The sequence below is a fragment of the Candidatus Methylomirabilota bacterium genome (assembly GCA_036001065.1).
Lineage (GTDB): Bacteria > Methylomirabilota > Methylomirabilia > Rokubacteriales > CSP1-6 > MNEF01.
This window is the reverse complement of record DASYUQ010000126.1, coordinates 66,916-79,433: the sequence shown is the minus strand read 5'-3', so window position 1 is coordinate 79,433 and position 12,518 is coordinate 66,916. Positions and strand designations below refer to the sequence as shown.

Here is a 12,518-nt window from a genome sequence, read left to right as displayed (position 1 = left end):
GTCAGCCGGCGAAGAACGCCCGCACCGCCGCCACCACCCTGTCGATCTCCTCATCGGTGTGTTGCGACGACATCGGCAGCGTGAGGATCTCCTGGACCAGGCGCTCGGTGTGGGGGAGGGCGGGCGGGCGGAAGCGGGCGACCGCGGGCTGGCGGTGCGTGGGCACCGGATAGTGGACGCCGGTCTGGATGCTCCGGTCCTTGAGGAACGTGGCGAGCTTGTCGCGCCGGTCGGAGCGAACGACGTAGAGGTGGTAGACGTGGCGGGCGTGCTCGCGCTCGGCCGGCGTGACCAGCGGCAGCCCGGCCAGTCCCTCGGCGTAGCGCGCGGCCAGCGAGCGGCGGCGGTCGTTCATGGCCTCGAGCCGGCCCAGCAGCACGCGCAGCGCCGCCGCTTGCAACTCGCTGAAGCGGAGATTGAACCCGACCTCGACATGAACGTCCTTGTTGAGCCGCCCATGATCGCGCAGGCGCCGGCAGCGGGCCGCGGTCTCGTCGTCGTTCGTCAGCACCACGCCGCCGTCGCCCATCGCCGGCAGGTTCTTCGACGGGTAGAAGGAAAAGGCGGCGGCGCGGCCGAAGCCGCCGACCCGTCGCCCGTCCCACGCCGCGCCCTGGGCCTGGGCACAGTCCTCCAGGATCCACAGGCCGTGCCGCGCCGCCACGTCCTGCACGGCCGGCAGATCCACCGGCTGGCCGTAGAGGTGCACCGGGACGATGCCCACCGTGCGGGAGGTGATCTTCGCCGCCGCGTCCTTCGGGTCCAGCGCGTACCAGTCGTCGACCTCCACGAACACCGGGGTGGCGCCGGCGAAGCAGATCGCCTCGATCGTCGGGAAGGCCGAGTGCGACGGGGCCAGGATCTCGTCACCGGCCTTCACGTCCAGGGCCCGGAGGCTCATCCAGAGCGCCGCCGTCCCCGAACTGGTGAGCACCGCGTGCGTGGTGCCGGCGTGACGGGCCAGCTCGATCTCGAGCGCGCGGCACTGGGGACCGAGGACGTACTGGCGGGAATCGATGGCGGCCAGGACGGCGTGCTTGATCTCGTCGTCGACGGGGGGACGCGAAAGCGGAATCATGCCGGAGGGCCTCCCTGCAGCCGCTGGTACTGCCCGCGATAGTAGAGGAGGGGGTCGCCGGTGCCGATCACGGCGCGCTCGACGCGCCCCACGAAGATGGTGTGATCCCCCGCGACGTGGGTGGAGACCGTGACGCACTCGATGTGGGCCAGGGCCGCGTCGATGAGGGGCAGCCCCAGCGGGCTCAGGTGGTGGAGCACCCCGTCGAACTTGTCCAGGCGCGTCGAGGCGAACCGCCGCGACAGCGCCTCCTGATTCGTCGCCAGTACGTTGACCGCGAAGCGGCCGCTCTCGCGGAGGGCCGGGTAGCTCTGCGACTTGTGGTCCACGCACACGAGCACGAGCGGCGGTTCGAGCGAGAGTGAGGCGAAGGAGCTCACCGTCAGCCCCGTGGGACGGGCGTCCGCGTCACAGGTGGTGACCACGGTGACGCCGGTGGCGAAATGGCCGAGCACGCGGCGGAAATCGTCGGGACCGATCACCGGAATTTCATAACAGGTCGACCCCGGGAATGCAAGATTGGCGGGCATAAACGAGGGCGGACCCTGGCAGGTCCGCCCTCGCCGGGGGGGAGGGCGTTACGATGACCGTCTTCGGCAGGCGCCGAAAGACTGGCCGTGGTGAGGACCAGGCAAACTCTGTTCCATCCTCGAAAGCTCGAAATATCGCGACGTCACGCCCCGGAGTCCCGGGCGCCGTGGGTCGGCGCGCGCCCAAAGTGGGAAGATCCCTTCCCATTTCCCGCGATTTGCGTGCGATGGCCGGTGCGGTATAGTGGCGCGTATGGTGAGTGAGCAGGCCGTTCTCGACGCGCTCCGCGGCGTCAAAGACCCCGCCGACCAGAAGGACATCGTTGCCCTCGGGCTGGTCAGGGACCTCCGCGTCCAGGACGGTGAGGTATCGTTCACGCTCGCGTTCACTACCCAGCCGCCCACCGCGAAGGCGGCCCTGCACAGCCAGGCCTCGAAGGCCGTCGGGCAAGTGCCGGGCGTGGCCAGCGTCCACGTGAAGATGGGCGGCGGCGCGCAGGCGACGAGACCGGCCCCGGCGGCGCCGCCAGGGCGGCCGCCCGAGTTGATCCCCGAGGTCAAGCACACCATCGCGGTCTCGTCGGGCAAGGGTGGTGTCGGCAAATCCACGGTGGCCGTCAATCTCGCCATCGCTCTGAGGGCGAGGGGGGCGGCCGTGGGCCTCATCGACGCCGACGTGTACGGGCCGGACGTCCCGCTCATGCTGGGGTCGCGCGGTCGTCCGGGCATGTTCGAGAATCGCATCATCCCCGTCGAGGCGCACGGGCTGAAGATGATGTCGATCGGCCTGCTGGTGCAGGAGCGCGAGCCCCTCGTCTGGCGGGGGCCGATGATCCACTCCTTCATCCAGCAGATGCTCAAGGACGTGCTGTGGGGCGCGCTCGATTACCTCGTGTTCGACATGCCCCCTGGCACCGGGGACGCCCAGCTCTCGCTGTCGCAGGTCATTCCGCTCTCGGGGGTGGTGATGGTGACGACGCCGCAGGAGGTGGCGTTGCTCGACGTGCGCAAGGCGATCGGCATGTTCCAGCGGCTCAACGTGCCGATCCTGGGAGTCGTGGAGAACATGAGCTCCTTCGCCTGCCCCCGCTGCGGCGAGCACACGAGCATCTTCGGCGACACCGGCGGCCAGCGTCTGAGCGACGAGTACGGGGTGCCGCTGCTGGCGCGCCTGCCGCTCGATCCGGAGACGCGAATCGGCGGAGACGAGGGCCTCCCCATTGCGCTCCGGCGGCCGGACTCCACTCAGGCCGGCGCGTTTCGCGATCTGGCCGCCGCGGTCGTCCGGCGCCTCGAGGAGCTGGCGCCGCTGAAGTCGCTGCCCAAGATCGGCTGAGGCCGGAGCGGCTCGGCCTCCCGATGTCGGCGTTCCCGTCGGCCCCACCCGCCGGCCCCGCGGCGAGCCTGGTCCTGCCGATCTTTCCGCTGCCCGACGCCACGTTGTTTCCGCATACGTTCATGCCGCTTCACATCTTCGAGGCGCGGTACCGGGCCATGGTGACCGATGCGCTGGCCCGTGATCGGCGGCTCTGCGTGGTAAGGCTGCTGCCCGGGTACGAGCGCCACTACGACGGCCGGCCGGCGGTGGCCGCCATCGCCGGGGCCGGAGAGATCGTGAACTGGGAGCGGCTGCCGAGCGGGCGCTACAACATCCTGGTCAAGGGTGAGTGGCGCGTGCGGATCGAGCGCGAGCGGCCCAGCGACACGCTCTACCGGCTGGTCAGCGCGCGGCGCCTCGTCGACGAGCCGCCCTCGGCGGACGCCTCCGACCTGGTCGGACGGGTCCGCGCCGCCTGCGGGCGGCTGCTCGATGCGCTGGAGCGCCCGCGAGATCTGCTCGACACGCTGCTGGCGGCGGACCAGCCGCCGGCGGTCATCGCCGACCGGGCCGCCGCGGCGTTCGTCCCCGACCCCGGGCTGCGCCAGGAGCTGCTGGAGACGCTGGCGGTCGCGCGCCGGCTGGAGCGGCTGTCGGCCGCGCTGGAGACGCTCGTCAACGAGCTGCCCGGCGGGCGCGGGGGTGCCGGCTGAGATGCGTCGACCCCTGCTGCTCGCCCTCGCGCTGATCGTCCTCCTGGCCGCCGCGGTGGAGGCGCGGCAGTGGGCGTGGCTCGGCGTCAGGATCCGCGATCTTTCCGAGCAGGAGATGGAGGAGATCGCGGCGCGGCACGGCATCCGTGAGGGGTTCGGCGTCTTCGTCGTCGAGGTGCTGGAGGGAACGCCGGCGGCGAAGGCGGGACTGCAGAACGGCGACGTCGTCGTCGCGTTCAACGACCGACCCGTCACCGAGACGCGGCTGCTCCAGCGCCTGATCGCCGTCGCGTCCACCGAGTCCGACATGCGACTGACCGTGTTGCGCCGCGAGGGGCGTCGTCAGATGCCGGTGCGCCTGGTGATGATGCCGCGAGACATCGTCGGCGACCGCGTGGCCGCCGAGTTCGGCTTCGTCCTCCGCGACGCCGAGCCCCGGGGAGAGCCGGGAGTCGGCGGCCCGCCGTCGGGCCCGCCCACGGTGGCCGCGGTGCTCCGGGGCGGCCAGGCCGAACGGGCGGGGCTCCAGATCGGCGACGTGCTCCTGCAGGTCGGCGATCGCGCGGTCCTGACGCGGGACACCGCGCGCGACGCCCTGGCCGACGTCGTCCTGGATCAACCGTTGCGCCTGACGGTCCGCCGGGAAGGCGAGCGCCTGCAGCTGGTCGTTCCCGCTCCCTGACGCTCGCCCGGCGCTGTGAGGGCAAGGGTGGCGCCCCGGCCGTCGGCGCGATCAGCGGGCGCGCGCCTGCGGCGGCAGCAGCATCCCGACGCGCCAGCCGAGAAACACCACGCCCGCGGCGAGCGCGACGAGCACCACCGAGATCGCCACACGCGACAGTGCCGAGAGCAGCGCCAACGTGCCGCTGGAGAGACCGGCGAACGCCAGGCCGATGACGGGAAGGACCGGGGCGCCGCATCCCACGACGCTGCAGGGCCCCGTCGAGAGCCCGAGCACGCCGACCACCGCGCCCGCCACTCCGCCGGCGCGCGTCGCCGGGCCGGGCCGCTCCGCCAGGACCCCGTGCTCGCGTCGGTAAAGCCACAGGACGAAGTAGGTGGCCACCAGGAGCGACATGCCGAGGAATCGCACGACGTCCATCGTGTCGACCGCAAAACCCCACTCGGGCACGCCGAAGGGGCCGTCGGCCGTGAACCAGAACAGCGCCACCCGGGAGAGAAAGTCGAGTTTCTGTCCGGTGGGGGCGTCGGAGGCGAGGTACTCGGGAAGCTTCTTGAGCCACGGGTTGAACATGAAGAAGGTCCAGGGTTTGCGGACGAGCGAGAGGACCAGCGGGGGGAGGAACACGTCGAGCGCCAATACCCCCGTGGCGATGACCACGAAGAGGCCCGGCCGGCGACGGACGGCGGCCGTCACCCCGCGCCAGGCTGCCACGATCCTCGTGGATCGGCTGTTCATCGAGCGATTCCCATCTCGCGATTGTAAATTCATTCGGCGTCCCTTGACAGGTCCCACCGCGCATGTTACAGCGTCGGTCACTCGTCAAGGTCAATTACGTGTATCCGGGGTCTTTCACCAGGAGGGACAACATGGCAGGAGAAGTCAACCGTCGGGACTTTCTGAGCACCCTGGGCGTCAGCGTCGGCGCTGCGCTGACCGCATCGGCCGGAGCGGCGCTCCCGGCCGTCGGCGTCGCGCAGGCCCAGGACAAGCCCAAGGGCAACGTCCCCGACACGCCGTACAAGATCGGCCACATGACGTTTTTCACCGGGCCGGCGGCGGTGCTGGGCGAGCCGATGTTCAAGGGCCAGCAGCTGGCGGCCGAGGAGATCAACGTCGCGGGCGGGCTGCTGGGCAAGCGGAAGATCGAGCTCCTCAAGGCGGACGAGAACGCCGGTACCGACGCGAACGTCAAGGAGCTGCGCCGGCTGAAGCTCTCGGAGAAGATCGACTTCTTCTGCGGCATCACCTCCAGCGGCAACACCCCGGCCCTGGGTCCGGTCGCCGAGGAGCTGAAGGTCCTGACGATCTTCGTCGACGGCTGCACCGATTTCCTGTGGGACAAGGCGGTGCCGAACCCCCACTACATCTTCCGGATCACCAACATGCAGTCGGCGGACGGCGTCACCGGCGCGGTGGCGGCGGCCATGACCTGGCCGAAGACCAAGCGGATCGCCCACATCCACCCCGACTACTCGTACGGGCGCAACGCGTTCGACCACTTCACCATCGTGATGAAGAAGATGCTGCCCAACGCCGAGAACGTCTCCGAGGGGTGGCCCAAGCTTGGCACCACGGACTTCAGCTCGCACATCACCAAGGCGATCGCCTCCAAGCCTGACCTCCTGGCCACCTCGGTGTGGGGCGGCGACTACGTCGCCTTCTACAAGCAGGCGCTCCGGTACGGGATGTTCGACAAGATGAAGGTCGCCAGCATGATCGCGTTCGGCGTCGCGCCCCACGCGATCGGCAAGGACCACCCCGAGGGCATCATCGCGGGCGTCCACTCGAACTACCACTTCACGTACCCGGCCGGCGACCGCTGGCCGTACAACAAGACGTTCGTCGAGAAGTACCACAAGCGGTTCAACGAGTACCCGAACTTCCAGGCCGAAGGCGCGTACACGGCCACCTACATGCTCAAGACCGCCATCGAGAAGGCCAACAAGCTCGTGGGCGGGTGGCCCGAGGACGACGCGATCATCACGATGCTCGAGGGCATGATGATGGCGGGTCCCGCGGGCTACGTGTACATCCGGCCCGACAACCACCAGGGCTACAAGGACGCGGTGACGGGGTTCAGCAAGAACGTGCCGGAGTATCAGTTCCCGATCCTCGACCCGGCGCGCATCATCACGATCCCGATCCGCAACATCACGGCGCCCCCCGGCTGGCCCAAGGGGGAGCCGACCTCCACGTACACCTGGATCGACAAGACCTGGCCGAAGGTCAAGGCGTAACGGCATAGGGGGGTAGGGGGAGCTCTGAGCTCCAGAAAACACCACTTCCGCTCAGAGCCCCCCTGCCCCCCTATGCCCTCTCCCGTGATCCTGCGCCGGCTTGCCGTCCTGGTGTTCGTGGCGCTCGTTTCGGCATCAGGCCGGGCCGGGGCCGGGCACGAGATCCCCTTCTACCCGTCCTTCTACCCGCAGGAGATCAAGCTCGAGGTCATGGAGCCGGCGGCAGCCGCGCGGCTCCTCCAGAAGAAGTCCCTCCACGGGTACCTCGGCGCCGATCCGTTCGCGGGAGGCGTCGCCCCGCCTCACGTGGCGTACGCCGAGTCGCTCAAGTCGTACGTCGTGCTGACGCTCGGCCGCTCGTCGGGGGCTCCGGCCGACGCGGGAGTCCGCTGCGCGGCCGCCGCCCGGGCGCTCAAGACGCTCTCGACCACGAAGGGCGCGTTCATCTTCCATCCGTACCCGGTCACGCCGTACCACGACGATTACCTCCAGCACTTCGATCTCGTCGAGTCGGTCAGGAAGAAGCTCGCCGCCCAGTCCGAGGCCGGCGGCCCGCCGCTCAGGATCAGGGCGAAGGGGAGGCTCGCCGAAGCCCTGCTGACCGCCCCCGGGCGCGTCAGGGCGAAGGACTGGGACGCCACGCTCGAGGAGATCGACGTGCGCGATCTGCTCGCCGCCCACGAGACGCGGCTGAACGGCTGGCTGGGGCCGCCGTGGCTCAAGCAGGGTTGGTTCCAGGCGTACCTCCTCCATGCGGGCACGCTGGCGGACGAGGGGGCCCGGCGCACGGTGGAGGAGACGCTCGCCCATCGGACCCTGGGTCCTCCGGATCCGTCCAAGCAGGCCAACCTCGAGCGAAGGCTCGTGACGGACCTCAGGCGGGGATGCGAGCGCGTCGCCGTCGGGTACACGCTCAAGCGCGAGGCGCTGAACGTGGAGTATTCGGAAGGCGTCGAGAACATCGCGTACGACGCCCAGGCCGGGCTGGGCTCGGCGATCTTCCTCCGCGACGTCAAGCTGAAGGACTTTCCCTGGAACGGCTGGCTCCGCCTGGGAAGCGGGGCGCGGCCGACCAGCGCGTGGAACCCGATCGCCGGGTTCGGCGATGCGACCGGCCGGTTGATGTGGTTGGCCGTGGGCGATCCCGCGCTGTTCCCGGCGCCGAACCACGGCGGCTGGGTGCCGAACCGCGTCCGCCCCGCCCCTTCGGCGGACGGCTCGGTGGAGATCCCGCCCGACGCCCTCGTCCCCGACACGGCCGCCGGCGCGCTCCGTCCGGTCGGCCGGGGGGCGACGGCGCCGGCGAAGGTCGCCTATCAGGTCCTCGCCTCCGCGTTCCACGACGGCACCAAGATGTCGCCCGCCGACATCGTCTATCCGTTCGCGTTCGCCTACCGCTGGAGCGTCCGGGACGGGCAGGGCGGGACCCGCTACGACCCCGTCGTCGACCGGGCGACGGCGACGCTGCGCGAGAGCCTGGCCGCCGTGAAAATCGTGCGCATCGACTCGCAGATCAAGGACTACGGCGAGGTCCAGCTCATCTACGAGGTCCCCCAGGTCGACGTGTACCTCAAGCGCGCCATCGATCCGCGGTATCTCGCGGTGGTGGCGCCGCCGTGGAGCGCGATTCCCTGGGAGCTCACGGTCCTGATGGAGGAGGCAGTGACGCGCGGACTGGCCGCCTTCTCGGAGGCCGAGGCCAAGCGCCGGGGCCTGCCCTGGCTCGATCTGGTGCGGGACCGGAAGCTCAAGGACGCGCTGGCATCGCTGGCCGACAGCTTCGAGCGGCGGGCCTACGTCCCGGACGCGCTGCGGGGGCTGGTGACGGTCGCCGAGGCCCGGCAGCGCTGGGCGGCCCTCCGGCGCTTCCACCGCCAGCACGGCCACTTCCTGGTGACCAACGGGCCCTACCGGCTCGAGAAATGGTCGCCCGATTCGGTCGTGCTCGGGGTGTTCCGGGACCTGAGCTACCCGTTGCCGGTCGGCATCTACGACCAGTACGCGCTGCCGCTCAAGGCGTACGTGGTCAAGGCGGAGCAGCGCGGGGACCGGCTGGAGATCCAGTCGGACGTCGAAACGCTCTCGAAGTTCGAGCGATCGTATAAGATCGAGCGCGAGCCGTTCCGGCCCCCGCCGGCCGGCGAGCAGAAGCGGCACGCGCTGGTGGCGCACTACGCGGTCCTGAGCGGAGGGGACCAGGTCGTGAGCGCGGGAACCTCGGGGGAGCTGCAGGGCGACAGGCTGGTCGTCGATCTCCGGGGCCAGCTCCCGCCCGGCGCCTATCGGATCCTGGTAACGCTGGCGCTCAACGGCAACCTCGTGAACCCGGAGGTGAAGGTGCTGCCCTATCGCGTAGCCGACTGATGGACTTCTTCTTCATCCATCTCCTCAACGCGCTCCTCTCGGCAGCGACCCTCTTTCTCATCGCCGGGGGGCTGAGCCTCATCTACGGCGTGATGCGGATCGTCAACCTGGCCCATGGCAACATTTACGCCTTCGGTGCCTACGTGACGGCGTGGGCGCTGGGCCGGCTCGTCGCCGGCACGCCGACGCCGGTCCTCTACCTGGTCCTCCCGGCGGGCGCGGTGGGGGCGGCCCTGCTGGGATCGGTCCTGGAGCCCACCCTGCTCCGGCCCTTCTACAAGCGGGCCGAGGAGTACCAGCTCCTGGTGACGTTCGGCCTGCTCATGATCCTCGGGGACGTGATGCACTTCGTGTGGGGACCCTACCCCCTGTCGGCCAGCGCGCTCTGGGAGAACTCGGGCAGCCTCTCCATCGCAGGGAATCCGTACCCGAACTACAATCTGGTGGTCATCGCCATCGGGGGCTTCGCCGCCGCCTTCCTGTGGGCCTTCGTCTACAAGACCCGGTTCGGCATCGTTCTCCGCGCCACCTCCCAGAACATGCGCATGGCCTCCGCCCTCGGCGTGAACGTGAACCGGGTCTACGTGCAGGCCTTCACGCTCGGCTGCTTCATGGCCGGCCTCGGCGGGGCCATCATCGCGCCCAGCCAGTCGGCGGTGCTGGACATGGGGGTGGATGCGCTCGTGCTCTCCTTCATCGTCGTCGTGATCGGAGGGCTCGGCAGCCTGGAGGGCGCGCTGGTCGGCGCGCTGATCGTGGGCGTGGTGCGGGAGGCGGGCATCGCGTGGTTCCCCGAGATCGAGCTCGCGGTCCTCTACCTCATGGCGGCGATCGTGCTGCTGGTGCGGCCAGCCGGCCTCTTCGGGCGCGCCTCATGAGCCCGCGACCGCCCGACCTCGAGGACGCGCTCGTTCGAGCGCCGGCTTTGCCGGCGCACTCCGTCGGGGTGGTTCGGAGGGGGCCGCGAGGCCCCCTCCGACTATGGATCTCGGAGGGGGCCGTCGAGGCCCCCTCCGACGAATGAGTACGCTGGCGGTCGCCCTCGAGGCCCGCTCGCCGGCCAAGCTGCTGGTCTGGGTCGCTCCCATCGTGGTCGTGCTGCTGGTATACCCGTGGGTGGCCACGCAGTACCAGGCCATGCTGCTCGCCTATGGCCTGGTGATGGCAATCGCCGCGCTCGGCTTCAACCTCCTCCTGGGCTACACGGGCCTGCTCTCGTTCGGTCATGCGGCGTTCTTCGGCGTCGGAGCCTACACGGTGGCCCTGATGGTGAAGTACCTCAAGGTCAGCTCGATGGAGCTGTTCCTCGCCGGCGCCATCGTGGCCTCGGTCCTGGTCGCCGCGCTGTTCGGCGTCGTGTGTGTGCGCTACACGCGCATCTTCTTCAGCATCCTCACCCTCGCGCTGTCCCAGGTGCTGTGGAGCCTCGCCTTCAAGTTCTTCTGGGTGACGGGCGGGACGGACGGCCTCCGGGTGCCGACGCCCGCGCTGCTGGGTTTCGCCACCGCCAAGGGCGACAAGATGGACTTCCTGTCGCATACCTACTACTACTACATCCTGGTGATCTTCTTCGCGTGTGTGGCCCTGATGTGGGTCATCGTGAACTCGCCCTTCGGCAAGGCGCTCCAGTCGATCCGCGACAGCGAGACGCGGGCCGAGTTCGTGGGGGTCCAGGTCTGGCATCACCGGTGGGTGGCGTTCCTCGTCTCTGGCGTCTTCACCGGGATCGCCGGCGCCCTGTGGGTCCCGCTCAACGGCCTCATCACGCCGGACAACCTGCTCTGGACTTTCTCGGGCAAGATCGTCTTCATGACCGTGCTCGGCGGCTTCCGTGCGTTCGCCGGTCCGATCGTGGGCGCGGTGCTCTACAACTACCTCGAGGCCGCCGCGGTGGGGAACACGGTGTACTGGCAGTTCGTGCTCGGCACGGTGCTGGTGGTGCTCGTGCTGTCGCTGCCGACCGGCGTGGTGGGCACGGCGGGCCGGCTCCTCGAGCGCTGGCGGGGGAGGACGGCCTGAGGTGAGCCTCCTGGTCACGAAGAGCCTCGTCAAGTACTTCGGCGAGACCCACGCGGTCGACCACGTGGACTTCACCGTGCGCGAGCGCGAGGTGCTGGCCCTCATCGGCTCCAACGGCGCCGGCAAGACCACGCTGGTCAACCTGATCAGCGGCCTCTTCCCGCCCGACAGCGGCCAGATCCTGTTCCAGGGCCACGACGTGACGCACATGTCGGTGCACGGGCGGATCAAGGCCGGGATCGCGCGGAGCTTCCAGCTCGTGAACCTGTTCGACCAGCTCACGCTGCTCGACAACGTCGCGCTGGCCATCTTCTCGCGCGAGGGGAAGACCCGGAAGCTCATCTCGCTGGCCGAGAGGGACCGGGCCGTCTGGGAGGAGGCGGCCGAGACCCTGCGCCTGTTCGGCCTGGAGGCCAAGGCGCGCATGCTGGCGGGCGGCATCTCCCAGGGCGAGCGCAAGCTCCTCGACGTCGCGGTGGCCTACGCGCTCCGGCCCCAGCTCCTGTTCCTCGACGAGCCGACCAGCGGCGTCAGCACGCGGGAGAAGGCCCCCATCATGGACACGATCACCTCGGTGGTGCGCCGCGAGGGGATCTCGGCCGCGATCATCGAGCACGACATGGACGTGGTCTTCAACTACTCCGACCGGATCGTCGCCATGCACCAGGGTACAATCCTCGCCGACGGGACGCCGGACGAGATCCGCCGAAACGCGACCGTCACCACGACCCTCATGGGCACCGCGACGTCGTCATGACGGCCGCCGGCCCGGGCGCCATGCTCGAGTTGGACGGCGTCAGCACGTACCGCGGGCCGGCGCAGATCCTCCGCACCGTGTCCCTTAATCTGAAGACTGGCGAGGCCGTCTGCCTGGTGGGCCGTAACGGCGCCGGCAAGACCACCACCATCGACAGCATCATGGGCCTGCTGCCCGTCCGGGCCGGTCGGATCGCGCTGGGCGGCCACGAGGTCACGCGGCTGCCGGCGCACGAGCGGGCGCGCCTCGGCATCGGCTATGCTCCAGAGGACTGCGGCATCTTCCCCGACCTGACGGTCGAGGAGAACTTCCAGATCACGCAGTGGCTGACGCGGAGGTCGGGAAACCGGCGGGCGCCCGCGACCGCCGATCAGGCGCTCGAGCGGATCTTCGGCATCTTCCCCGAGGTCAAGACCTTCATGCAGCGGCGGGGTCTCCATCTGAGCGGGGGCCAGAAGAAGATGGTGGCGATCGCCCGCGCGATGACGCTCGAGCCATCGGTCCTCCTGCTCGACGAGCCCTTCGAAGGGCTGGCGCCGGTCGTGGTCAGCCGGTTCATCGACGCCGTCAAGAAGATCAAGGGGATGGGGATCTCGGTCCTGATCGCGGAGTCCAACCTGATGAACGCGACCCGGGTGGCCGACCGCCTCTACGCCATCGACCGGGGCGAGATCATCTTCCACGGCGACCCCCGGAGCGCGTTCCAGAACGAGGAAGTCATGAAGACCATCCGGGGGTAGGAGCCTGGCATGGTCTTGCGGGGGTCGTGAGGGGCGGGGTAGAATCCCGCGGCGGTCTGTCCACTTCACCGGAGAAA

The 12,518-nt window shown here is 69.5% G+C and carries 12 protein-coding genes; 9 read left to right on the top strand and 3 right to left on the bottom strand.

All coding sequences use genetic code 11. From position 1 onward, the window contains the following. Nucleotide 1: 1 nt before the first annotated feature. The gene (locus tag VGV13_12430; protein HEV8641899.1) at nucleotides 2–1,078 is read right to left on the bottom strand and encodes a DegT/DnrJ/EryC1/StrS family aminotransferase; all 1,077 of its coding nucleotides are present in this window, start codon (nucleotides 1,076–1,078) and stop codon (nucleotides 2–4) included. Next, nucleotides 1,075–1,560, bottom strand: a complete 486-nt coding sequence (locus tag VGV13_12425) for a flavin reductase family protein (GenBank protein HEV8641898.1) — start codon at nucleotides 1,558–1,560, stop codon at nucleotides 1,075–1,077. The genes VGV13_12430 and VGV13_12425 overlap by 4 nt, the downstream gene beginning before the upstream one ends. A 301-nt stretch (nucleotides 1,561–1,861) precedes the next feature. On the opposite strand from VGV13_12425, the gene VGV13_12420 reads away from it, so the two are divergent. Genes VGV13_12420 through VGV13_12410 form a run of 3 tightly spaced genes read left to right on the top strand, consistent with a single transcriptional unit; the run spans nucleotide 1,862 to nucleotide 4,321 of the window. Beyond that, entirely contained in the window at nucleotides 1,862–2,944 is a 1,083-nt protein-coding gene (locus tag VGV13_12420) for an Mrp/NBP35 family ATP-binding protein (protein HEV8641897.1), read from the top strand. A gap of 23 nt (nucleotides 2,945–2,967) precedes the next feature. Further along, a complete protein-coding gene (locus VGV13_12415) occupies nucleotides 2,968–3,639 on the top strand; it encodes an LON peptidase substrate-binding domain-containing protein (protein ID HEV8641896.1) in 672 nt (223 codons plus the stop codon). A 1-nt stretch (nucleotide 3,640) separates the two neighbouring features. Then, complete coding sequence (locus VGV13_12410; protein ID HEV8641895.1) at nucleotides 3,641–4,321, top strand: PDZ domain-containing protein; 681 nt, start codon at nucleotides 3,641–3,643, stop codon at nucleotides 4,319–4,321. Between the two features lie 51 nt (nucleotides 4,322–4,372). Here VGV13_12410 and VGV13_12405 read toward each other — a convergent pair whose 3' ends face one another. Next, complete coding sequence (locus VGV13_12405; GenBank protein ID HEV8641894.1) at nucleotides 4,373–5,035, bottom strand: hypothetical protein; 663 nt, start codon at nucleotides 5,033–5,035, stop codon at nucleotides 4,373–4,375. Between the two features lie 155 nt (nucleotides 5,036–5,190). On the opposite strand from VGV13_12405, the gene VGV13_12400 reads away from it, so the two are divergent. The 6 genes from VGV13_12400 (at nucleotide 5,191) to VGV13_12375 (ending at nucleotide 12,441) form a co-directional block, all read left to right on the top strand. Then, nucleotides 5,191–6,561 (top strand): ABC transporter substrate-binding protein, encoded by a 1,371-nt coding sequence (locus VGV13_12400; GenBank protein ID HEV8641893.1) that lies wholly within the window; start codon nucleotides 5,191–5,193, stop codon nucleotides 6,559–6,561. Nucleotides 6,562–6,633: 72 nt separating this feature from the next. After that, nucleotides 6,634–8,925, top strand: a complete 2,292-nt coding sequence (locus tag VGV13_12395) for a hypothetical protein (protein ID HEV8641892.1) — start codon at nucleotides 6,634–6,636, stop codon at nucleotides 8,923–8,925. Continuing rightward, the gene (locus tag VGV13_12390; protein ID HEV8641891.1) at nucleotides 8,925–9,803 is read left to right on the top strand and encodes a branched-chain amino acid ABC transporter permease; all 879 of its coding nucleotides are present in this window, start codon (nucleotides 8,925–8,927) and stop codon (nucleotides 9,801–9,803) included. Before VGV13_12395 ends, VGV13_12390 begins: the two co-directional genes overlap by 1 nt. A 142-nt stretch (nucleotides 9,804–9,945) precedes the next feature. Beyond that, nucleotides 9,946–10,944: a branched-chain amino acid ABC transporter permease gene (locus VGV13_12385; protein HEV8641890.1), complete on the top strand. Its 999-nt coding sequence runs from the start codon at nucleotides 9,946–9,948 to the stop codon at nucleotides 10,942–10,944. Nucleotide 10,945: 1 nt separating this feature from the next. Next, nucleotides 10,946–11,701 (top strand): ABC transporter ATP-binding protein, encoded by a 756-nt coding sequence (locus VGV13_12380; protein HEV8641889.1) that lies wholly within the window; start codon nucleotides 10,946–10,948, stop codon nucleotides 11,699–11,701. Further along, nucleotides 11,698–12,441, top strand: a complete 744-nt coding sequence (locus tag VGV13_12375; protein HEV8641888.1) for an ABC transporter ATP-binding protein — start codon at nucleotides 11,698–11,700, stop codon at nucleotides 12,439–12,441. The genes VGV13_12380 and VGV13_12375 overlap by 4 nt, the downstream gene beginning before the upstream one ends. Nucleotides 12,442–12,518: the final 77 nt, after the last annotated feature.